Below are 21580 nucleotides of genomic sequence, written 5' to 3'. Positions count from 1 at the left end.
CTAACCGGTGGATTAAGCGTAGCGAAGCACGACACTGTCCAAAATATCCGCGACGTCCTCGCAGCAGTCCGTCGTTTGTTCGAGCCGTTCGTATAGCTCCTTCAGCTTGAAATCGTGGTAAGGATCGGTGGGGCTTGTGAAAATTTCGCGAATGCCTTCGCGCATCAGCCGGTCGCCTTCGTTCTCCAAGCTGTTGATATGTACGGTGTGCTCTTGGATTTGGATATATTTCTTTTTGGCGAGCAGCTTGAAGGCGGCGAGAAGATGTTCGCAGGACGACACGAGCACTTCGGAGAAGTCTTTCATATATTGGTTCGTAAACGCGATGTTGAGGTAGTCGAATCGCGCGATCGACGCTTCGATCCCGTCAAGGACGTCGTCCAGCCGTACGGCCAGCTCCATGATGTCTTCCCGGTCGAGCGGCGTGATGAACACTTTGTTCAAGCCTTTGAAAATTTCGTGCGTGAACGAGTCGCCGACGTTCTCGATTTCCTTGAGCGAGTCGTAGTAAGTGGCCGGAGGCTTGTCCCCCATCATGGCGCTGCGGAACATTTGCGCGCCCTTCAACGTATTCTCCGCGCTCTGGATGAGGAGATTCAAGAAGTCGATCTCGCCCTTTTTATTGAAAATCATCAAGCCGATAACCCCCAATGCGAGTTGAAATGCAGAATGGTCTTTCTTAACACAAAATTAAAATTATCATATCCGGAAGGGGAAAAGCAATCACGCATTCGACGTTTTGTTGCTCGATTCGACGAAACGGCCGGACTCGCTTGATTTTGACGGGCGGTCGAGGTACATTGGTAACGTAAAGAAACGGAGCCGTTCTTATTCTTAAATCGAAAGGCTGATCGCGCACATGGCAAAGACGTTGATCCGAAACGGCGTATTCGTCACCGCAACCGACGAAGCGCCGATCGTTCGAGGCAATATGATTATCGAAAACGACAAGATCGCTTATATCGGCGAACAAGCTCCCGACCCGTCCGAAACGTTCGACGACATCGTCGACGGTGCCCGGAAGCTGTACATGCCCGGACTGGTCAATACCCACGGGCACGCCGCGATGTCGCTGCTGCGCGGCTACGGCGACGACCTCGCGCTGCAAGTATGGCTGCAGGAGAAGATGTGGCCGAACGAAGCGAAATTTACCGGCGAAGACGTCCGATGGGGGACGCTCCTGTCCATTCTCGAAATGCTCAAAGGCGGGACGACGGCGTTCGTCGACATGTACGACCATATGGACGAGGTGGCACGCGCCGTCGAGCAATCCGGCATGCGCGGCTGCCTGACGCGCGGTGCGATCGGCCATTGCCCGCCCGACGTGCAGGAGATGAAGCGCCGCGAGGCGATCCAGTTCGCCCGCGATTGGCACGGCCAAGCCGACGGCCGCATCACGACGATGATGTCGCCGCATGCGCCGTACACGTGCCCGCCCGACTTCATCGAGAAGTTCGTCGAGGCGGCGCACGAGCTGAACCTGCCGATGCATACGCACATGTCCGAAACGCTGTTCGAGGTGCTCGAGAACGAGAAGCAGTACGGCCTTCGGCCGGTCGACCATCTCGCGAAGCTCGGCGTTTTCTCCCGGCCGTGCCTCGTCGCGCACGCCGTTCATCTGACCGACGCCGAAATCGAGACGCTGCGCGCTCACGACGTGCGCGTATCGCATAACCCGGGCAGCAACTTGAAGCTGGCGAGCGGCGTCGCGCGCGTGCCGGACCTGCTCAAGGCGGGCGTCCTCGTCTCGCTCGGCACGGACAGCGCCGCAAGCAACAACAATTTGGACATGTTCGAGGAGATGCGTCTCGCCGCGCTCATCCATAAGGGCGTCAGCGGCGATCCGCTGGCCGTGCCGGCGCGGGAAGCGCTCAAGCTCGGGACGGCGAACGGCGCCCGCTCGATCTGGCTCGACGGCGTCGGCACGCTCGAAGCCGGAAGCAAAGCGGACTTCATCGCGCTCGATATCGATCAAGCTCATTTTTTACCGAAATCCGACTATATATCCCACATCGTCTATTCCGCCTCCGCCAAAGACGTTACCGACGTGTTCGTCGACGGCAAACAGCTCGTCAAAGACGGCGAATGCCTGACGCTTGACGAAGAACGGATCAAATACGAGGCGCAGGCGCGCTTCGAAAACCTGATCGGCCGCGATTGAACCGGACCCGCGTATTCAAGGAAAGGAGAATCCGGGACATGTGGAAGAAGATTGCGCTGGGCGCGGCGGCGGTGCTCGTCGCGTCGGTCGTCGCCCTCGTCATCTTTTACCGGACGATCCATAACGAGGAATGGGACATGCGCAGCGCGGCGATCGCGACCGTCACGTCCAGCACGTACATGAAGTCGGTCGACCGCGTCGAAAGCTTCGTCGGCGAAAAAGCGTATATGATCGCCTTCGGAAAAGACGCCGAAGGCAAGGACGCGATCGCGTGGGTGGACGGCGGCGAAGCGCATATGGAGTACGCCGATGCGGGCATTTCGGAAGACGAGGCGAAGCGGAAAGTAACCGGGCAAAATCCGGCCAACGAAGTGCTTCGGGCGCTCCCCGGGGTACTGAACGGGACGTACTTGTGGGAAGTGCTGTACAAGCGCCGGGAGGACGACGGCGAGCGGTACTATTACGGCTACTATCGGTTCGATAACGGCGAAGAACTCGATACGTGGAGGCTGAGCAAGCATAAGTAAGCAAAGAAGACCGGTCGGGCGAAGAATCGCCTGCCGGTCATTTTGACGTGCTCGCCGACGTTACTTCGGCTGCACCCGCGCGAACACGTTCACGACGAGCAGGATGACCGACGCGATGACGAGCAACCCCCCGATCGCCGCACAAGGAATGCCCGCCGCTTCCATGCCGTTCGCGAAAAAGAGCATGCTTACCACAAGCACCGGCAAGCCGACGTTATGCAGCCAAAACTGCACGACGGCGAGCTTCGCCCGCCCGGCCTCCGGATAAAGCGTGTAAATGACGCCGCAAAGCGCGAGCGACGCCCATCCGAGCAAATTGATGTGCGCATGGGCCGACGTGTACTGGAACGCATTGGCGATGCCCATCGCCAGTCCGAGAACGACCCCGATCAAAAAATAGACGACGGCTACTTTCAAAAATCGAGCTCCCACGTTCATTTCCTCCCCGATCAAATTGGCGGTTCCTACGATCTTCCAGCAAGCTGCCATTCGACGTCCGGTCGGCGATTCCCTTTTTTCATGCGCCAATGTCCCGGAAAACACGGCGAACGAATCCTTTTTCGCTCCGGCAAAAGCACGTTTCCACACATTGCATCGGCATTCGTATAGCTATTGTGATATACTTTGAATATATCGATCGGATCTATCAAATTACACGTTTAGAAAGGGGGACGTCACGTGAAGTTGCGTCTCTTGCCTGTTTTAACGAGCGTTATCGTCTCTTCGGCCGTGTTGTTCGGAGGATGGTTCTTATATGATAGTTTGGCTATGGAAAACCCGTTGTCCCGCATCGTCGCGGAGCAGCCGGGCATCGAGCAGTCGCAAGTGAGCATCGGCGGCGATGCGGTAACCGTCGAGCTGACACCGAAGCCGGACGCCAACATCCGGGAAATTTACAAATCGATCGTCGACCAAGGCGGCTCGATTATCGGCGACCGCGACGTCGAGCTGATCGTCCGCGATTCGAGCACGCCGGAGCTGGACCGCTGGTGGTCCAACGCCTTGTTCGAGGTGGCGGAAGCGATGGAAAGCAAACGGTACGCGGCGATACCGGCCGCACTCGAAGCGAAGAAAGGAACGTATCCGGGCCTGTCGGTCTCGACCGAAATGGACGATACGTACGTATACGTTCACTTGACGGACGGCCAGCACGACAAGTTTTTGCAGCTTCCCCGCAAGCCGCGGCAGATGGGGGTGTGGCCGAATGAGTAAGCTCGGGAAAGAAATGCTGATCGGGTTCGTGCCCGTGCTGCTCGCCTTTTTGGTGTTCATGGGCGTGAACGTCGTTCCGATCGTATTGGCCGGCGTTATTTTGTTCTCTCTATTCTATGTTACGCGGATGCGGGATAGTATGGGCGCCGCTTCCTCGGAGCGCAAAAGCAAAAGCCGAACGCCGACGTATTTGACGTTCGACGACATCGGCGGCCAGGACCGGGCGAAAAACGAGCTGAAGGAAGCGCTGGACTTTTTGATCAAGCACGAGGAAATCAGCAAGTTCGGCATTCGGCCGTTGAAGGGCATTTTGCTGACCGGTCCTCCGGGAACGGGGAAGACGCTTATGGCGAAGGCCGCGGCGCATTATACGAATTCGGTATTCGTGTCCGCCTCGGGCAGCGAGTTCGTGGAAATGTACGTCGGCGTCGGCGCGAGCCGCGTCCGGGACCTGTTTAAGGAAGCGCGTACTCGTGCGGCGAAGGAAGGCAAAGATTCGGCGATAATTTTCATCGACGAGATCGACGTCATCGGCGGCAAGCGCGACGGCGGCCAGCATCGCGAATACGACCAGACGCTGAACCAGCTGCTGACCGAGATGGACGGCATCCATACGGCGAACACGCCGCGCATTTTGATGGTGGCGGCCACGAACCGGAAGGAGATGCTGGACAGCGCCCTGCTTCGCCCGGGACGGTTCGACCGGCATATCCAGGTGGACTTGCCGGACAAAAAAGGGCGGATGCACATTTTGCAAATTCACGCCAAAAACAAGCCGGTTTCCGAAGACGCGAGCTTGGAGCGGGTGGCAAGCGAGACGTTCGGCTTTTCCGGCGCCCAGCTCGAGAGCGTCATGAACGAGGCGGCGATCTACGCGATGCGCGACGGCGAGACGTCGATCGGCCAGCGTCACTTCTCGCTCGCCATCGACAAGGTGATGATGGGCGAGAAGACGGACCGCGAGTCGACGATGGAGGAGCGCAAGCGCGTCGCGCTGCACGAGCTCGGACACGCCATCGCGGCGGAGAACGTCAAGCCCGGCTCGGTGTCGATGGTGTCGCTCAGCCCGCGCGGCCAGGCGCTCGGCTACGTGCGGCATAACCCGCAGCAGGACCAGTACCTGTATACGCGTACCGAGCTCGAGCAGCAGATCATGATCGCGCTCGGAGGCGCCGTCGCCGAGGAAATGTTCTACGGCGGCCGCAGCACCGGCTCGCGCAACGACTTCGACCAGGCGCTGCACCTCGTTCGGACGATGATGGATTCCGGTTTGACGGGACTCGGCATTATCGATCGCCAGATGGTGACGAAGGAAGAGCTCATGAAGGAAAATGCGGCGATTTTGGACGAGCTGCACGGCCGTACGCGGGAGCTTCTGGAGCGATTCCGGTACGTGTTCGAGCAGTCGCTGGACATCCTGATCCGCGAGGAAGTATTGTCCGGCGAGCAATTTCGCATACTACTGGCAAACGCGAAAGAGGAAAAGACGTCCGCATGACGCCGATTCCTTCCGATGCGACGAAACTTCAGCGTTTTACGCTGAAGTTTTTTGTTTTTTTCGAGAAGCATGCGCGACCGGCGGCGAATCGGTACTTTTTTGTGTCGGCGGATGAAATCTTTTTCCTTTCGGTGTATGATCGATTTAGGTACGGAAGCGGTAAAAGGTCGCGCATCGAGAATCGGGGGGAGAAGGGGCCGTGCAAATTTCAAAGGTCGGCGTCATCGGCGCCGGTACGATGGGACAAGGCATCGCGGAAATGCTCGCTTCCAAAGGAATCGACGTCCTGCTGCTGGAGCGAAGCCCGGACCAACTGGAGCACGCTTGGGCGATGATCGAAATCAGCCTCGGCAAGCGGCTTGAAAAGTGGGATATTACGGAAGCCGAGAAGAAGCTCATCTTGGGCAAAATTCATAAAACGTACGCGTACGAGCAGCTGTCCGATTGCGAAATGATCGTCGAAACCGTCACCGAGCATTTGGAGACGAAAAAAGACGTTTTCCGCAAGCTGGACGCGGTACTGCCGGACGGGACGATCATCGCGAGCAATACGTCGACGCTCAGCTTGACCGAGCTGGCGGGGGAGACGAAGCGGCCGGAGCGCGTTATCGGCTTGCATTTTTTGTACCCGGTCGGCAAAGTGCCGCTCGTCGAGATCGTCCGGGGGCTTCGAACGTCCGTCGAAACGTACGAGACGGTGCGCGCCTTCGTCGAGCAGACGATTCAGAAGAAAGGCATCATGGTGTACGAATCGCCCGGCTTCGTCACGACGCGGCTCATCTGTACGCTGATCAATGAAGCGCTGCATACGCTGTCGGAAGGAGTCGCATCCGCAGAAGATATCGATACGGCGATGCGGATCGGCTACGATTTCCGCTACGGTCCGCTCGAGATGGCCGACCGGTTCGGCCTCGACGCCGTTCTCGCGGCGATGGACCGGATGTTCCGGGAATACGGCGACTTGAAATACCGCCCGTCGTTTTTACTGAAGCAGATGGTGCGGGCGGGACATTTGGGCGTCAAATCGGGAGAAGGCTTTTTCCGCTACGACAAGGACGGTGACCGGCTATGAACGTGCTCGTCATCAATGCGGGCAGCTCGTCGCTGAAATATCAGCTGTTCGACATGACGCACGAAACGGTGCTTGCCAAGGGCAAGGTGGAGCGGATCGGCATGGAAACGGCGATGCTGACGCACGAGCCGGCCGGCAAGCAGGAAATTCGCGAAGTGAGCGAAATATTGGATCATACGGCGGCGATCCGCAAAGTGCTGCGCATTCTCGTCCACCCGAAGGAAGGCGTCCTCGAATCGATGGAGCAGGTGCACGCGGTCGGTCATCGCGTCGTCCATGGCGGCGAGACGTTCTCGGGCTCCGTCCGGGTCGACGAAGAGGTAAAACGGGAAATCAAACGTTTGTTCGACTTGGCGCCGCTGCACAATCCCGGGGCGCTCACGGGCATACTCGCCGTCGAGGCGAATTTGCCGGACGTCCCGCAGGTGGCGGTGTTCGACACGGCGTTTCACCAGACGATGCCGCCGAAGGCGTTTCTGTACCCCATACCCGGCGTTTTCTATCGAAAGCATCGCGTCCGGCGGTACGGCTTCCACGGCACGTCCCATCAATACGTCAGCGGAAGGGCCGCCGAGCTGATCGGCAGGCCGCTTTCCGAGCTGAAGATGATCTCGTGCCATATCGGCAACGGAGCGAGCGTCACCGCCATCCTGCACGGACGGTCGTACGATACGAGCATGGGGATGACGCCGCTCGAAGGGCTCATGATGGGGACGAGAAGCGGCGATATCGATCCGGCGATCGTGCCGTTCGCGATGGACAAGGAGGATTTGTCGCTGAACGAGGTCAATTCGATGCTGAATAAGCATAGCGGCTTGTTCGCCGTATCCGGGGGACTCGGCGACATGCGCGAAATCGTCGAGGCGGCGGAACAGGGCGATCGCAACGCGAAGCTCGCGTTCGACATGTACGAATACCGGTTACGCAAATATATCGGCGCCTATGCAGCCGCCATGAACGGGTTCGACGCGCTCGTCTTCACCGCCGGCGTCGGCGAGAACAGCGCCCTGCTGCGCAAGACGGTATGCGACAATTTGACGTTTTTCGGCGTGAAGCTGGACGAAGCGGCGAATGCGCGTCCGGGCGGCGGCGACCGCCGCATCTCGGCGGACGATTCGGCGATCGGCGTATGGGTCGTGCCGACGAACGAGGAGCTCATGATCGCGCGCGATACGTTCGAGGCGTCCCGAGCTGCGCTGCAGCCGTCGACTTGAACGGCGGCACCATGACGAATGGACGGAGGAATGAGAATGGAGCTTGTCACGATTCGAGAATTGAAAAGCCACGTGGGGAAAACGGTGCGCATCGGCTGCTGGCTGTACAATAAACGGTCCAGCGGCAAAATCCAGTTTTTGCAGCTGCGCGACGGCACCGGCTTCGTACAGGGCGTCGTCGTCAAAAGCGAAGTGCCGGAGGACGTCTGGGAAGCGGCGTCCAGGCTGACGCAGGAAAGCTCGCTGTACGTGACCGGCACGGTGCGGGAGGACGCCCGCAGCCAAAGCGGCTTCGAGCTGAACGTGACGGCGGCGGACATTATCCAAATCGCCGTCGATTACCCGATTACGCCCAAGGAGCACGGCGTCGACTTTTTGATGGACCACCGCCATCTGTGGCTCCGTTCGCCGCGCCAGCGGGCCGTCATGGTCGTGCGGGCGCAAATCATTCGCGCCGTTCAGCAATTTTTCGACGATAACGGGTTTTATTTGGTCGACCCGCCGATCTTGACTCCTTCGTCGTGCGAAGGGACGACGAACTTGTTCCATACGAAATATTTCGACGAGGACGCGTACTTGACCCAGAGCGGCCAGCTGTACATGGAAGCGGCGGCGATGGCGCTCGGCAAGGTGTATTCGTTCGGGCCGACGTTCCGCGCCGAGAAGTCGAAGACGCGCCGGCATCTGATCGAATTTTGGATGATCGAGCCGGAGATGGCGTTCGTCGATCACGAGCAAAGCTTGGCCGTTCAGGAGAAATTCGTCTCCCACGTCGTGCAATCGGTGCTGACGCATTGCCGCCGGGAGCTCGAGACGCTCGGCCGGGACGTCTCGAAGCTGGAAAACGTGCTCGCTCCGTTTCCGCGCATCACCTATGACGACGCCATTGCCCTTCTGAAGGAAAGAGGGCACGCGATCGAGTGGGGCGAAGATTTCGGCGCGCCGCACGAGACGGAAATCGCGCAGCAGTTCGACAAGCCCGTGTTCATCACGCATTACCCGACGGCGATTAAAGCGTTCTATATGAAGCCGCACCCGGACCGTCCGGAGGTCGTGCTGTGCGCCGATCTGATCGCCCCCGAAGGGTACGGGGAAATTATCGGAGGCAGCGAACGGATCGACGATCCCGAGCTGATGGCGGACCGGTTCCGCGAGCACGAGCTCGGCGACGAAGCGTACAAATGGTATTTGGATTTGCGCCGATACGGGACGGTGCCGCATTCCGGCTTCGGCCTCGGGCTCGAGCGGACGGTCGCCTGGATTTGCGGACTCGATCACGTACGGGAGACGATTCCGTTCCCGCGGCTGCTGTACCGGTTATACCCGTAAACGGATAGAGGAGGCTGGCGGATGGCGAAAGGGGAAGACTGGAGCCGGATCGAGCGCGGCGTGGCGGCGGCGATGCGGGAAGGCGGCGTATCCGTTCCCGCCCTGCTGCTGCGTCTGTACAAGGCGATGAAGCTGTCCGATACGGAAGCGATGCTGCTCATCCAGCTGCTCGCGTTCAAGGAGAAAGAAGGCAAGGAGTTTCCGACGCCGGAAGAGCTGCAGAGCCGCATGTCGGCGCCCCCCGAGCAGGTGATCCGGGCGCTGCAGCGTCTGATGAAGGACGATCTGCTGCAAATCGACGAGGATACCGACCCGGTGACGGGCGTCATGGGCGAGCGGTACAACCTGATGCCGATGTACCGGAAGCTGGCGGCGGCATGGCTCGAAGAGTCGCGCCAGAACGCGGCCGCCGCCCAAGCGGCGAAGAAAGAGCGGCCGGCGCCGGCGAAGCCGGATGCCGACGACATGTTCACCGTATTCGAGAAGGAATTCGCCCGACCGCTTACGCCGATGGAGTGCGAGACGATCACGCAATGGCTCGACCGCGACAAGCATCCGGAAGAGCTCATCCGGTTCGCCTTGAAGGAGGCCGTATTCGCGGGCGTCATCAACTTCCGATACATCGACCGGATATTGCTCGAATGGAGCCGGAACCGCGTGCAAACGCCGGAGCAGGCTCGGGAATATACGCAGAAGTTCAGAGGGACCCGATGAGGGTCCCTTTTTCCGTTCGTTCCGGCGTTTTTCGGATAAAACCGGGCCCGGCGGCGAACCCTATAACCAAATCTAGCAACCGCACAGGTCGGCATGATGTCCGGCTAGTCGGCTTGACGGACTGCCATTTCATAGACGGCGGGTGAACGGAGCCACTCATGAACCAACATCAATCGAAAAACGATTTGCCCCGCAGGTATTTATCCCATCTGACCTCGTTCAACATGAACTATATGCATCTGCGCAACCCGCTGATCGTCGCGTGGTGGTCGGCGGCGTTTCCCGGCTTCGGCCATCTGATGCTCGGCAAATATTTGAAGGGCTACATGCTGCTCCTGTGGGAAGTCGTCATCAATACGTTTTCGAAATTGAACGAGGCGATGGTGTATTCGTTCACGGGGCAATTCGATTTGGCGCGCACGTCGTTGAACAAACGGTGGCTCCTGCTGTATATCGCCGTCTATATCCATTCGATATGGGACAGCTACCGGCTGACGATCGAGACGAACAAGCTGACCCGGCTCGGACGGCGTGCCGGATCGCCGATCCAATCGCTCGAAATCGGCGCGTATTCGATCAATTTTTTGGACAAGCGAAATCCGCTTTTGGCGGTCGCTTGGTCGATGCTCATGCCGGGGCTCGGCCATCTGTATCTTCATTTGATTCCGACCGGATTTTTGCTGCTGTGCTGGACGATCATTCAAGTCGTCATGTCGCATTTTCTCGAGGCGTTCTATTACACGATGACCGGCTCGTTTCGGGAGGCGACCGCGGTGATCGATGCGGAATGGGCGCTGTTCCTGCCTTCGCTTTACGGATACGCGATTTACGAATCGTATGTAACGGCCGTCGAGTACAACAATTTGTTCCGTAGGGAGCAAGCCCAGCATCTGCGCAACGAATACCAGTCCGAATCGTTCGATATGCCGCTATGAATCGGGGGAGGAAACGACGTGTACGTGCTGTCGGCTTTCGAGCACTCGTTATATGTGGATCTCGCGCTGAGCGAGCTGGAGGAATTGGGCGTCGATCGCGAGCGGATGATGGCGGTACCGCTCGAGCAGTCGCTAGGCGCTCAGCCGCTGTTCGATACGCTGCATCGATCGGACGGCATCAGCCTGTTCGACGGCGGTGCGGTTCTCGGCACCGTCTTCGCCGTACTCGGCGCGAGCTTCGGCTTCGCGCTCCGTTGGGGGCCGATCATATGGGGGCTGATCGGTTTTTTCGGCGGTTTCCTGCTCGGCCTCGGACTCGACGTGCTCTTGAACGCGCGGCGGCTTCCCCGCAAGAAGGCCGGAAAACCGGCGGCGGAAGTCGTCCTGCTCGTCCGGTGCATCGGTTCGGAATTCGAGCAAGTGCGAACGATACTCGAACGCAACCATGCGCTGGGCGTCGGTAAAGTGGATCGTTCTTGACGCGACGCAACAAGCGAAAAGCGGCCCGTTGTCGGGGCCGCCTTTCGCGTTATTTTTGTATCATTTTCCACCGGTAGACGTACTCGAACAAAAACTCGAACGCCTCCAAATGCCGCTTCGCTTCGAAGACGTTGGCGCCCCATGCGTAGATGCCGTGATTGCGGAGCACGATGCCCGGCACGGCCGGATTGAGGCGGCCTTCGACGAGCGCCGCGATTTTCGGGATGTCGGCGTAATTCGGCAGGACGGGCACTTCGATCGACGCGTCCTCGTCCCAAATGTTGAACGCCTTGATCAGCTCGACCCGCTCGATCGGCACGCTGCCCCGATCCGCGTACAGCTCGGAGACGATGTTGTTGAACACGGTATGGACGTGGAACACGGCGCCGCAGCCGGTCAGCCGGTAAATTTCGCAATGAATGAGCGTCTCCGCCGATGGCTTCAGCTTCGTCGGCTCGGTCGGGCGGCCTTGGCCGTCGACGATCAAGTAGTCCTCGGGCGAATGCTTCGATTTGTCTTTTCCGCTCGACGTAATCGCGAAGGCGAAACGGTCGGGGGCGAAATCGCCGACCCGGACGGACAAGTTGCCGCTCGTCGCCGGGAACCAGCCGCGCGCAGCCAGCTCCGTCTTGATATCCTTCAGCCGGGCAAAGGCGTCCTGGCGCTGCTCCAGCGTGTAGATTGTTTCGTTCATGGGGTGACGCCTCCTTGTTCGAGCGTATGAAGATGGCGAATGACGTCGTGGAACGTCTCGTACGGTACGTATTCGACGCCGAGCTCCTCGCATTTCGCGATCAGGTGCGACCGGGCGAAGACGAGATCGGCCAGCTTCGCGCCTTCGAAGTCGGTTACGCTATCCCCGATCAAAATCCGGAAATAGTCCTCCTTCGGGTACCGTCGGATGACCGTCGTCTTGCACATGCCGCAATCGTTCGTGCAATGCTCGTCGCACCGGTTCGGCCAAACGATGCGGATCCGCTCGCCGGTAAAGTCGCTGGCGTTGCAGTAAATGTTTTCCCGCGGAATCGGAAACGGCTCGAGCAGCGGCAGCAGGAAAAAGTCGATTCCCCCGCTCGTCACGAGAAATTCGATCCCGTGCGTCTTGCAGTAGTCGAGCAGCTCCGCGAAGCCGGCCCGGATGCCGGCGGTGTCGAAGACGTACTGCGCCACCTCGTCCTTGCGGGAGGCGGGGAGCAGCTCGAACATGCGGCCGACGCCTTCCCGGATGCTGAGCGACCCGTCGACGACGCCGTCGACGAGCTCGCGCCAGCCCGGCGGATCGAAATGCCGCATGATGGCGACGATATTGTCGCTCATCGTGATCGTGCCGTCGAAGTCGCAGAAAACGACGGGGCGCCTCATGATTTGGCCCCCCACCGTTCGACGGCCGCACCCAGCTCGGCGTGCGATTTGCCGTACTCCTCGAGCGGGATGCCGGCCGCGACGGCGTCGATCGCCTGGCGGAACGCCCGGCCGCCGGCCGCGGCTCCCATCGGATGGCCGTGGACGCCGCCGCCCGCATTCACGACGACGTCCGTCCCGAAGTCGCGGACGATCCACGGGACGAGTCCCGGGTGAATGCCCGCGGAAGGGACCGGGAAGCTCGCGCGAAGCGGGGAGACGGGGACGGCGCCGTCGTCACCGGGAGCCCGGTAGCCGTAGTCGGCTTCCAGCCGGTCGGTGACGAGGGCGTGGCGAATCGCCATGTTTTCCTCCTTCGGCATGACGACGGAGCCGTACGGCGAAGGGAACAGGACGAGATCGGCGCCGGCGAGCCGCATCAGCTTGCCGAGCAGCACGGAGGCGGCGATGCCGTAATGCGGCGACGGGTACAAGGCGCCGGCCAGCGCGGGATGGGCGGCGATCGGGACGCGGATGTCCGGATCGGCGCTCAGCTCGCGAAGCGTATCGAAGCCGTAGGCGAGCACGTTGAACAGGAGCGCGTTCGCCCCGGCGCCGATCGCCCGCTTCGCTTGGTCGGCCAGCTTCGAGGCGGGGCCGGTCACGTTGACGGCGTACAGCAGCTGCTGGCCCGTCTCGGCTTTGGCGCGCCGCGCCGCTTCCATGCACGCCTCCACCCGTTTTTCGATCGGGGTAAGCGGGTTTTCGAACAATATTTCGTCATCCTTGATCAAATCGACGCCGCCGGCCGCTTGGCCGTAAAACTGCCGGGTCAGCTCGTCCAGATCGTGGCCGATGACCGACTTGAAAATGCTCATGAGCAGCGGCCGGTCATGGACGCCGAGCAGGTCGCGTACGCCTTCGATGCCGTACTTCGGCCCGGCGAAACGGCTCATGAACGAAGGCGAGAAATGAAGATCGATCAGCTTGATCTTGCCGTCCATCGACAGCTTGCCGAAGACGGTGACGAGCAGGGCGGGGATGTCCGCGCTGAAGTTGGCGTCCGGGTAGGCGATCCGGATGTCCGCGTACCGGCCGGTTCCGCCTTCCGCCGATTCGCCGCCGCCCGGCGGCTCGGTCACGTCGACGGACAGCACTTGGCCGAGATGCTTTTCCATTTCCTTTTGCTTGGCGGCGGGCAAGTCCGTCCAGCTGCCGACCGTCAGTCCGACGGCGATCGACTGCGCTTTTTTGTGAAAATCCGCTTTATCGTCATAACAACGGTATGTGGCGACACAATACGAGTTCAAGACGTTACACCTGCTTTCCATGCGATAAAGATTGCTCGGCCATCGCCGCCCCCATCTCGCGGGCCCGCTCGGCCGCACGCAGAACGGCGCGGGAGACGGCTTCGCCGACGCGGTTCGCCTCCATCAGCTCGATGGCGGCTTGCGTCGTGCCGTTCGGCGACGTTACTTTGCGTCGAAGCTCCTTCGGCGACTCGTTCGTAGTTTTGACCATTTGCGCGGCGCCCAGTACGGTTTGGACCGTCAGCTGCCGCGCTTCCTCCTCGGACAAGCCGCCCTCGACGCCGGCGGCGATCATCGCTTCCATGACGTAATAGATGTAGGCCGGGCCGCTGCCGGATACGCCGGTGACGATGTCGAGCCGTTCTTCGTCCACGGCGCACACTTCGCCGATGGCGCGGAACAGCGCCAAGCCCGTTTCCCGCTGGCCGGCGGAAACGGCTGCGGAGAAGCTGATGCCGGTCGCGCCGAGACCGATCGTGCTGGACGTGTTCGGCATCGTGCGAACGACCGGGTACGGCCCGCCGAGCAGCCGCTCGATCGTCGCGATCGACAGACCGGCGATGACCGAGACGATCAGCTGATCCGGGCGGAGCAGCCGGCGAATGTCGGCGATGCCGGACGGCGCGTCCTTCGGCTTCATGCTGAGAACGACGACGTCCGCTTCGCGGATGTACCGGTCGCGCTGCTCGGGCATCCGCGCGGTGCGGATGCCGTATTTGTCCCGCAGGTCGGCGAGCCGCGCTTCGTCCTGCCGGTTCACGGCGACGATCCGGTCGGGATCGGCGATACGCCGTTCGATCAAGCCGCGGAGTATCGCCTCGGCCATCGAACCGGCTCCGACGAAGACGATGCGTTTATCCAATGTGGCGTGGTCCATGTCCGTATCCCCCTTCCGAGCGGTTTACCCGCGAATTTGTCCGCTGCCGTGCACGACGTATTTCGTCGACGTCAGAGCGGGGAGGCCCATCGGTCCGCGCGCATGCAGCTTCTGCGTGCTGATCCCGATCTCCGCGCCGTAGCCGAATTCGAAGCCGTCGGTAAACCGGGTGGAGGCGTTATGATAAACGGCGGCGGCGTCCACTTCTTGCAAAAACGTCTCGGCCCGTCCGGCATGCTCGGTTACGATGCACTCCGAATGCAGCGTGCCGTATTCGCGGATATGGTCGAGCGCTTCGTCCAAGCCGCTCACCGTTTTGACGGACAAGATCAAGTCGTTGTATTCGGTGCGCCAATCGTCCTCGGTCGCTTCGCCCATCCACGGAACGAGCGTACGGCTTTTCGCGCAGCCGCGCAGCTCGACGCCGAGATCGCGCAGCTTGGCGGCGAGATCGGCCAAGTGGGCGCCGGCGTACCGCTCGTGCACGAGCAGCGTCTCCATCGAGTTGCAGACCGAAGGACGCTGCACTTTGGCGTTGATGACGATCGGCTCGGCTTTGGCCGGATCGGCTTCATCGTCGAGATACGTATGGCAAATGCCTTCGCCCGTCTCGATGACCGGCACCGTCGCGTTTTGGACGACGTTCTGGATAAGGGAACGTCCGCCGCGCGGGATGATGACGTCGAGCAGGCCGTTCAGCTTCAGCATCTCGTCGACCGACGACCGGTCGGAGCTTTCAATCAGCTGCAGGGCTTCGGGCGGCAGCGACGTGCGCGCCAGCGCTTCGTGCATGACCGCGACGATGCGGCGGTTCGACTCGAGCGCGGCGGAGCCGCCGCGCAGGACGACGGCGTTGCCGGTTTTCAGGCACAGCCCGGCCGCGTCGACGGTGACGTTCGGACGGGCCTCGTAGACGATGCCGACGACGCCGATCGGCACGCTGATTTTGCGGATATGCAGGCCGTTCGGCCGCGTCGTCTCCTCGACGATCCGGCCCGTCGGATCGTCCAGCTCGACGATTTGGCGGAGCCCTTCGGCGATCGCCTCGATGCGTTGGCCGTTCAAGGCCAGACGGTCGAGCAGGGAGGCGGACGTTCCGTTTGCCCGGCCCCGCTCCAAGTCGATCGCGTTCGCTTCGATGATGGATGCGCTCCGGGCGATCAAGGCGTCCGCCATCGCGAGCAGCGCTTCGTTTTTTTGCTCCGTCGTCAGACGGTTCATCGCGCGGGTTGCGGCTTTCGCCCGCAACGTTTTATCGCGAACTTCGCTCATGTTCGATTCCTCCTGATCCCATTCGATTTCGGGATGATCTTCGTGATAGACTATCGCGAGTTACCGGAAAAGACGTTCGCGAACATAGGCCGCCAGCTCCGGCGCCTCCAGCTCGAACGGCTCCGCCGCGGTTCGCGGCTTGCATTCCACGACGCCGTCGGCCGCCCGCTTGCCGACCGTGACGCGAAGCGGCAGGCCGAGCAGGTCGGCGTCCGCGAATTTGACGCCGGCACGCTCGTCCCGGTCGTCGTACAGGACGGAAATGCCGGTCTGCCGCAGCCCGGCGTACAGCCGTTCGGCGAGCTCCGTCTGGGCCGCATCGCGGGCGCTCGCTTGGATGAGATGGACGCGGTACGGCGCCACCTCGGCCGGCCAGACGATGCCGGCTTCGTCGTGGTGCTGCTCGACGATCGCCGCGAGAAGGCGGGAGACGCCGATCCCGTAGCAGCCCATCCAATACGGACGCGGCTTGCCGGTTTCGTCGAGAAACGTCGCGCGCATCGGCTCGCTGTATTTCGTCCCGAGCTTGAACACGTGGCCGACCTCGATCCCTTTGTGAAAGCGGAACTCGCCTCCGCAGCGCCGGCAGCCGTCCCCGGGCGCCGCCGTGCGCAAATCGCCGTACCGGTCGACCCGGAAATCCCGGTCCGCCGCGACGCCGACCCGGTGACGGCCGGGCTCGTTCGCTCCGACGACGGCGCCGCCCATGCCGCGCACCTCCTCGTCGGCGACGATCGCGACGCCGGCTTTCAGTCCGACCGGGCCGATGAAGCCGGCCGCGGAGCCGAGCTTGCCGGCGATATCCGCTTCCGGCATCATCTCGACGTTTGCCGCCGCGAGCAGCCGCTTCGCCTTCGTCTCGTTCAGCTCCCGGTCGCCGCGGACGAGCGCCACGACCGGCTTGCCGTCGGCAAGCAGGGCGATCGACTTGACGATCCGCTTCGGCTCGATGCCGAGAAAAGCGGACAGCTGCGCGATCGAACGGACGCCCGGCGTTTCGACGATCGCCCCTCCAGGGAAGCGGTCGCCGGCCGGAGCGCTCGAGGCCGTATCCGGTGCGGCCGCTTCCGGCGCCGATTCGGCCAGCTCCACGTTGGCGGCGTAGCCGCAGCCGGCGCATTGCGCGATCGTATCCTCGCCGACGGCGGACAGCGCGACGAACTCGTGGGTGTCCGTACCGCCGATCGAGCCGGAATCGGCTTCGACGGCCCGGAACGTCAAGCCGCAGCGGGCGAGAGCGGCTTCGTACGCGTCGTACATCCGCTTGTAGCTCGCGTCGAGCCCTTCCGGCGTCGCATCGAACGAGTAAGCGTCCTTCATCAGAAATTCGCGCCCGCGCAGCAAGCCGAACCTTGGACGCCGCTCGTCGCGAAACTTCGTCTGAAACTGGTACAGCGTCAGCGGCAGCTTCTTGTACGATTTCACTTCGTCGCGGACGAGCGCCGTGATCGCTTCCTCGTGCGTGGCGCCAAGCGCGAAGGCGCGGCCGTGCCGGTCGGCGAGCCGCATCAGCTCGGGGCCGTATTCGTCCCATCGTCCGCTTTCCTGCCACAGCTCGGCCGGGTGAAGCGAGGGGAGAAGCAGCTCGATCGCGCCGGCTTTCTCCATTTCCTCCCGGATGATCCGCTCCACGTTGCGAAGCGCCCGATAGCCGAGCGGCAAGTACGAGTAAACGCCGGAAACGAGCGGACGGATCAGGCCGGCTCGAATCATGTAGCGGTGGCTCGCCGTTTCCGCATCGGACGGGTCGTCCCGCAGCGTCGGAACGAGCGTATTCGATTGTCGCATACTCTCACCTCCCGGCGAAGACGATCCACTCGTCGCGATGGACGACTTCGATTCTCGTCACGTCGACACGTCTGCGCACTTCCTCGGTGGACAGTCCGGCCACCGCTTTGAGCTGCCACGAGGCGTAATTGACGACGCCTCTTCCGAGCGTCCGGCCGGACGCGTCGGCCACCTCGACGACGTCGCCGGGATGGAAGTCGCCCTCGACTTCGGTGACGCCCGCGGGAAGCAGGCTCTTGCCTCCGTCGACGAGCGCGCGTTCCGCACCGGCGTCGACCCGGACTTTTCCTTGCGGATCGGAGTGGAAGCCGATCCATTGCTTTTTCGTGGATAGCGTGTGCGAGCTCGTATCGAAGTAGGTGCCTTTTCCGTCGCCTTGCGCGGCGCGTACGATGTCCGCCGGCTCGTTCGCCTTCCCGACGAATACCGGTACGCCGCCGCTCGTGGCGATGCGCGCCGCTTCGATCTTGGAGCGCATGCCGCCGGTGCCGACCGACGAGCCGGAGCCGCCGGCGATGCGATAAATGTCCTCGCTGATTTCGATGACGCGGTCGATCCGGCTCGCGCTGCTGTTTTTGCGCGGATCCTCGGTATACAAGCCGTCGGTGTCGGTGACGATGACGAGCTTGCTCGCCTTCAGCAAGTTCGCGACGAGCGCCGACAGCGAGTCGTTGTCGCCGAACTTCAGCTCGTCGACCGCGACGGTGTCGTTCTCGTTGATGATCGGAATGACCCGGTGACGGATCAGCTCCTGCATCGTCATGAGCGCGTTATGGATCCGCTTGCGGTTGGCGAAATCCGATCGCGTAAGCAAAATTTGCGCGACCGTCCGGCCGTGCTTGGCGAACGCCTCGTTATAGCATTGCATGAGCAGCGCCTGCCCGACGGCGGCGGACGCCTGCTTCTCGTGGAGCGCTTTCGGCCGCTTCGGATAGCCGATTTGGCGGAAGCCCGCCGCGACGGCGCCCGAGGTGACGAGCACGACGTCGCAGCCCTCGTCCTGGAGCCGGGACAGCTCGCCGGCGAAATAGTCGATTTTGGACCGGTTCAGCCCGCCCTCGTCGGAGGTGAGCGAGCTGCTGCCGATTTTGACCACGATTGTCTGGTTCATGACGATCCCATCCCTGCTTCAACGTAATGAACGAAAAAAACAAAAAGACTCTCGTCCAGTAAGGACGAAAGTCCGGCTTTCGCGGTACCACCTTAATTCGGATGAGCCCGGTCGGCGGACGTCATCCCTCGTTGTCCCTGATAACAGCAGGGGGCTGTTCAACTCGTCGTTGACCGTTCGGGGGTGGGTTCGGCAAAGCCATCGCGGTAAATTTTCGCAGCCGATGAAATTTACTCTCTGGGCGCGTGGGCTCTTTCCTACTGGTCCCGTCACTACGTTTCGTTACGGAAATTGTTACTGATTAGGATACCACGAGGGATGGCGTTTGTAAAGAACATCGCGCCGTACACGTCGCAATCGGCATCACGCCGTACCGTTTCGGGCCAAATTGCGGTATTGAATCGGCGTCACGCCTTCGGCTTTTTTGAACTTCCGGATAAAGTTCGTCGAGTCCACGTAACCGACTTCAGTCATGATTTCCCTCAGCGTCATCTCCGTCGTTTTCAACAGCCGCTTCGCTTCCTCCATGCGCTTCGAATCGATATGGCGCATCAGCGAGCAGCCGGTCTGATTTTTGAAGAAGCGGGTCGCATAGGAGGGGGAAAGCCCGAACCGTCCGGCGATCGATTCCAGGTCGAGCGAATGCTCTCGGTAATGCTGATCGACGTAAGCTTTCATCGCTTCAAGCAGCAGGACGTTTTTGCTTTCTTTTTGGCTTTCGACGTATTTGCATACGTTGAGGCAAATGCCGATCACGAGATGCTCCAGCTCCTCGATCGTTTCGCAGCGCGGAACGAACAGCTGCTGTAGCGTCTCGCCGAGCCGGTCGTCCACCTCGATTTCGAGCTCGATCAACGTCTTCATGATGCTGTTGACGATATCGAAGCAAATGCATTCCGCCGCTTCCACCGATACGTCCGACTCGACGATATGGCCGAACGAGCCGCGAACGGCCGACTCCAGCTGCCTGCCGTCGCCTTGCTTGATCGCTTTCACGAGCTGGTCGATCCGATCGACGGGGTAGGCGTACTGTCCCGCCGATCTCGGAGCGATGTCGGGAAAAGCAAACACTTGGTCGCACCCTTTCACGAAACGGTGGCGGGCGGCGTGGCTCGCTTCCATGTACGAACGCGGGATGGAGGCGATATCGTCGTAAATGCCGCCGAGGCCGATCGTGACGGTCAAGCGAAAATATTGCTTGAAGAAGGCTCTTGCCTTTTCGGCCAGCTCCCGCAGCACGTCCGGATCATCGAACCCTTCGTTCAAATTGACCAGAAAGACGATGCTGCGCCCGTCGATCAATTCGACGCCGAATCCGCTTCCCGCCTCCGCGGAGAGCTCCTCGACCGCCTTGATCAAGCCGTAAGTGAGCAGCTCCTGCATATGGCCGGAATTTTGCCGCCGGAAGGTGGCGTAATCGTCGATCATGAGCAGCATGACCGCATAGTGAGGGAGATCGAGACGCAAGTTGGAAAATTGCAGCATGTCGTCGATCTCCTGCCTCGTCTTCCACTTCCCTTTGATCAGCGAACCGAGCACTTGTTCCGACAGCGCCCTGCTTTGGCTGCGCAGCCGATGCAGCAAGCTCTCCTTCTCCTCGGCCATTTGGCCGACGGCGCGCGAGATGAAGTCGAATTCGTCGCGCGTGTCGCCGAGCGACTCCGACCGGTGCCGTTCTTTGACGATGCCGGCCAGACGGTGCAGCGGCCGGTAATGCCGGATCGAGAACAAAATCGCGACGGCGACCCCGATCAGGAAGACGGCCGCCACGGTCGTATTGAAGATCGATCGGGTATCGTCCACTTTGCTCATCCATTGATCCGAGGGCAGGGCGACCGCATACGACCAGTCCCGTACGTCCGACCGGAGCTTGAGCAGCGAATAGTCGCGCCCGTCCGCCGTCGCTTTGCCGGCACCCGATTGTCCGGGCATGCCGCGAATCGCTTCGAGAAGCCGTTCTCCCGTTCGCTCCCGCACGCCGTTCGCCTGGCGGAAGACGACTTCTCCGCGCCCGTTCATGACGAACAAAAACCCGTCCGTTTCGGTCAGCACCCCCCGCGCGACGCCCGCCAGCGCTTCCTCGCGGATGAGGAACAGGGCGACGCCGTACGGCATTTCCGCATTCAGCGGTATCGGCGCCATATACGTGGCGTACCGCTGCTCCGCGACCCGATTGAACGTGACCGGCTCGACCGGTCTCATCAACGGAGCCGTTAACGTCCCGGCCGTACTCAGAAAGTCGGCTTTGCTCCAATCGCGGTACCGGTAAATGCTGTCGAAGAACAAGTCGGCGTCGTACGTACCGCTTGCCGCATACAGCTTCGGTACGCCGGACGATTTGTAATACAGCACGACGTCTTCGATGAACAGGTTCGTGGACAAGTACTGCTTCAGCTCGGCGACCGCCTGCAGCGGGCCGTACCCGCCGTCCGCCGCCGCATACGGGGTCAAGAGCGGATTGGCGGACAGCTGGGAGGCGAGCCGGTTCATCTCGAGCATGCGCAAATCGACGGCATCGCGAAATTGGGCGAGTGACGCTACGGTCGATTCCTCCACTTCGCCGCGCAATGTGTCGAAAAAATTTCGGTGCACGACGCCGCTTACGGCGACAAGAAGCAGGACGACAAGCAAAATGTAGGAGAACAAGAAATGGTAAAAGCGTTGGCTTCGGATCAACCGCATCCCTCCTCCCGAACAGACCGCCGATTCGCCGAAGCTTCGTAACGTCGTCCGGCCGGT

General features: G+C 61.1%; 20 protein-coding genes. 10 read left to right on the top strand and 10 right to left on the bottom strand.

The features are described from left to right. Window positions 1–12: 12 nt before the first annotated feature. Window positions 13–633: a DUF47 domain-containing protein gene (locus DLM86_RS09995; protein ID WP_110839869.1), complete on the bottom strand. Its 621-nt coding sequence runs from the start codon at window positions 631–633 to the stop codon at window positions 13–15. Window positions 634–859: 226 nt separating this feature from the next. Here DLM86_RS09995 and DLM86_RS09990 point away from each other — a divergent pair, with 226 nt between their 5' ends. Together DLM86_RS09990 and DLM86_RS09985 are read left to right on the top strand one after the other, a co-directional pair. Further along, a complete protein-coding gene (locus DLM86_RS09990) occupies window positions 860–2161 on the top strand; it encodes an amidohydrolase (protein WP_110839868.1) in 1302 nt (433 codons plus the stop codon). Between the two features lie 38 nt (window positions 2162–2199). Next, a complete protein-coding gene (locus DLM86_RS09985) occupies window positions 2200–2688 on the top strand; it encodes a cell wall elongation regulator TseB-like domain-containing protein (protein WP_110839867.1) in 489 nt (162 codons plus the stop codon). 60 nt (window positions 2689–2748) lie between these two features. On the opposite strand, the gene DLM86_RS09980 is transcribed toward DLM86_RS09985, so the two are convergent. Next, window positions 2749–3120, bottom strand: a complete 372-nt coding sequence (locus tag DLM86_RS09980) for a cytochrome-c oxidase (protein ID WP_425453955.1) — start codon at window positions 3118–3120, stop codon at window positions 2749–2751. 336 nt (window positions 3121–3456) lie between these two features. Between DLM86_RS09980 and DLM86_RS09975 the strand changes: the two genes are divergently transcribed. The 8 genes from DLM86_RS09975 to DLM86_RS09940 all read left to right on the top strand — a co-directional run bounded on the left by DLM86_RS09975 (window position 3457) and on the right by DLM86_RS09940 (window position 11142). Next, complete coding sequence (locus tag DLM86_RS09975; protein WP_110839866.1) at window positions 3457–3900, top strand: hypothetical protein; 444 nt, start codon at window positions 3457–3459, stop codon at window positions 3898–3900. Between the two features lie 139 nt (window positions 3901–4039). Then, window positions 4040–5398 carry an AAA family ATPase gene (locus tag DLM86_RS09970; RefSeq protein ID WP_425453960.1) on the top strand — a complete coding sequence of 453 codons (1359 nt, stop codon included), beginning with the start codon at window positions 4040–4042 and terminating at the stop codon, window positions 5396–5398. A gap of 199 nt (window positions 5399–5597) precedes the next feature. Further along, entirely contained in the window at window positions 5598–6470 is an 873-nt protein-coding gene (locus tag DLM86_RS09965) for a 3-hydroxyacyl-CoA dehydrogenase family protein (protein WP_110839864.1), read from the top strand. Further along, window positions 6467–7684, top strand: a complete 1218-nt coding sequence (locus tag DLM86_RS09960; RefSeq protein ID WP_110839863.1) for an acetate/propionate family kinase — start codon at window positions 6467–6469, stop codon at window positions 7682–7684. The genes DLM86_RS09965 and DLM86_RS09960 overlap by 4 nt, the downstream gene beginning before the upstream one ends. A 30-nt stretch (window positions 7685–7714) precedes the next feature. Next, window positions 7715–9013 carry an asparagine--tRNA ligase gene (gene asnS, locus DLM86_RS09955; RefSeq protein ID WP_110839862.1) on the top strand — a complete coding sequence of 433 codons (1299 nt, stop codon included), beginning with the start codon at window positions 7715–7717 and terminating at the stop codon, window positions 9011–9013. A 21-nt stretch (window positions 9014–9034) separates the two neighbouring features. After that, on the top strand, window positions 9035–9727 hold the full coding sequence (locus DLM86_RS09950) for a DnaD domain protein (protein ID WP_110839861.1): 693 nt from the start codon (window positions 9035–9037) through the stop codon (window positions 9725–9727). Window positions 9728–9885: 158 nt separating this feature from the next. Then, window positions 9886–10662, top strand: coding sequence for a hypothetical protein (locus tag DLM86_RS09945; protein WP_110839860.1), 777 nt, complete (start codon window positions 9886–9888; stop codon window positions 10660–10662). An 18-nt stretch (window positions 10663–10680) separates the two neighbouring features. Beyond that, window positions 10681–11142, top strand: a complete 462-nt coding sequence (locus tag DLM86_RS09940; protein ID WP_211326504.1) for a hypothetical protein — start codon at window positions 10681–10683, stop codon at window positions 11140–11142. A 49-nt stretch (window positions 11143–11191) separates the two neighbouring features. On the opposite strand, the gene mtnB is transcribed toward DLM86_RS09940, so the two are convergent. The 8 genes from mtnB to DLM86_RS09900 form a co-directional block, all read right to left on the bottom strand. Then, on the bottom strand, window positions 11192–11836 hold the full coding sequence (mtnB, locus tag DLM86_RS09935; protein WP_110839858.1) for a methylthioribulose 1-phosphate dehydratase: 645 nt from the start codon (window positions 11834–11836) through the stop codon (window positions 11192–11194). Further along, on the bottom strand, window positions 11833–12504 hold the full coding sequence (locus DLM86_RS09930; RefSeq protein WP_110839857.1) for a 2-hydroxy-3-keto-5-methylthiopentenyl-1-phosphate phosphatase: 672 nt from the start codon (window positions 12502–12504) through the stop codon (window positions 11833–11835). Before DLM86_RS09930 ends, mtnB begins: the two co-directional genes overlap by 4 nt. After that, window positions 12501–13793 (bottom strand): 2,3-diketo-5-methylthiopentyl-1-phosphate enolase, encoded by a 1293-nt coding sequence (locus tag DLM86_RS09925; RefSeq protein ID WP_110839856.1) that lies wholly within the window; start codon window positions 13791–13793, stop codon window positions 12501–12503. Before DLM86_RS09925 ends, DLM86_RS09930 begins: the two co-directional genes overlap by 4 nt. Window positions 13794–13797: 4 nt before the next feature. Continuing rightward, a complete protein-coding gene (gene proC, locus DLM86_RS09920) occupies window positions 13798–14670 on the bottom strand; it encodes a pyrroline-5-carboxylate reductase (protein WP_110839855.1) in 873 nt (290 codons plus the stop codon). A 24-nt stretch (window positions 14671–14694) separates the two neighbouring features. Beyond that, window positions 14695–15942, bottom strand: a complete 1248-nt coding sequence (locus DLM86_RS09915; protein WP_110839854.1) for a glutamate-5-semialdehyde dehydrogenase — start codon at window positions 15940–15942, stop codon at window positions 14695–14697. Between the two features lie 60 nt (window positions 15943–16002). Continuing rightward, window positions 16003–17730 (bottom strand): proline--tRNA ligase, encoded by a 1728-nt coding sequence (locus DLM86_RS09910; protein WP_110839853.1) that lies wholly within the window; start codon window positions 17728–17730, stop codon window positions 16003–16005. 4 nt (window positions 17731–17734) lie between these two features. Further along, window positions 17735–18841 (bottom strand): glutamate 5-kinase, encoded by a 1107-nt coding sequence (gene proB, locus DLM86_RS09905; RefSeq protein ID WP_110839852.1) that lies wholly within the window; start codon window positions 18839–18841, stop codon window positions 17735–17737. A 363-nt stretch (window positions 18842–19204) separates the two neighbouring features. Further along, window positions 19205–21517, bottom strand: a complete 2313-nt coding sequence (locus DLM86_RS09900) for a helix-turn-helix domain-containing protein (RefSeq protein ID WP_158289418.1) — start codon at window positions 21515–21517, stop codon at window positions 19205–19207. Between the last annotated feature and the right edge of the window lie 63 nt (window positions 21518–21580).

Source organism: Paenibacillus flagellatus, assembly GCF_003217775.1.
Lineage (GTDB): Bacteria > Bacillota > Bacilli > Paenibacillales > NBRC-103111 > Paenibacillus_AB > Paenibacillus_AB flagellatus.
The sequence above is the reverse complement of the archived record's forward strand: the minus strand, read 5'-3'. Positions and strand labels throughout refer to the sequence as shown.

Bases quoted from the DNA above. Each gene is read 5' to 3' on its own strand.
- DLM86_RS09995 (WP_110839869.1), bottom strand. From the start codon at position 633: ATGATTTTCAATAAAAAGGGCGAGATCGACTTCTTGAATCTCCTCATC.
- DLM86_RS09990 (WP_110839868.1), top strand. From the start codon at position 860: ATGGCAAAGACGTTGATCCGAAACGGCGTATTCGTCACCGCAACCGAC.
- DLM86_RS09985 (WP_110839867.1), top strand. From the start codon at position 2,200: ATGTGGAAGAAGATTGCGCTGGGCGCGGCGGCGGTGCTCGTCGCGTCG.
- DLM86_RS09975 (WP_110839866.1), top strand. From the start codon at position 3,457: ATGGAAAACCCGTTGTCCCGCATCGTCGCGGAGCAGCCGGGCATCGAG.
- DLM86_RS09970 (WP_425453960.1), top strand. From the start codon at position 4,040: ATGGGCGCCGCTTCCTCGGAGCGCAAAAGCAAAAGCCGAACGCCGACG.
- DLM86_RS09960 (WP_110839863.1), top strand. From the start codon at position 6,467: ATGAACGTGCTCGTCATCAATGCGGGCAGCTCGTCGCTGAAATATCAG.
- asnS (WP_110839862.1), top strand. From the start codon at position 7,715: ATGAGAATGGAGCTTGTCACGATTCGAGAATTGAAAAGCCACGTGGGG.
- DLM86_RS09950 (WP_110839861.1), top strand. From the start codon at position 9,035: ATGGCGAAAGGGGAAGACTGGAGCCGGATCGAGCGCGGCGTGGCGGCG.
- DLM86_RS09945 (WP_110839860.1), top strand. From the start codon at position 9,886: ATGAACCAACATCAATCGAAAAACGATTTGCCCCGCAGGTATTTATCC.
- mtnB (WP_110839858.1), bottom strand. From the start codon at position 11,836: ATGAACGAAACAATCTACACGCTGGAGCAGCGCCAGGACGCCTTTGCC.
- DLM86_RS09930 (WP_110839857.1), bottom strand. From the start codon at position 12,504: ATGAGGCGCCCCGTCGTTTTCTGCGACTTCGACGGCACGATCACGATG.
- proC (WP_110839855.1), bottom strand. From the start codon at position 14,670: ATGGACCACGCCACATTGGATAAACGCATCGTCTTCGTCGGAGCCGGT.
- DLM86_RS09915 (WP_110839854.1), bottom strand. From the start codon at position 15,942: ATGAGCGAAGTTCGCGATAAAACGTTGCGGGCGAAAGCCGCAACCCGC.
- DLM86_RS09910 (WP_110839853.1), bottom strand. From the start codon at position 17,730: ATGCGACAATCGAATACGCTCGTTCCGACGCTGCGGGACGACCCGTCC.
- proB (WP_110839852.1), bottom strand. From the start codon at position 18,841: ATGAACCAGACAATCGTGGTCAAAATCGGCAGCAGCTCGCTCACCTCC.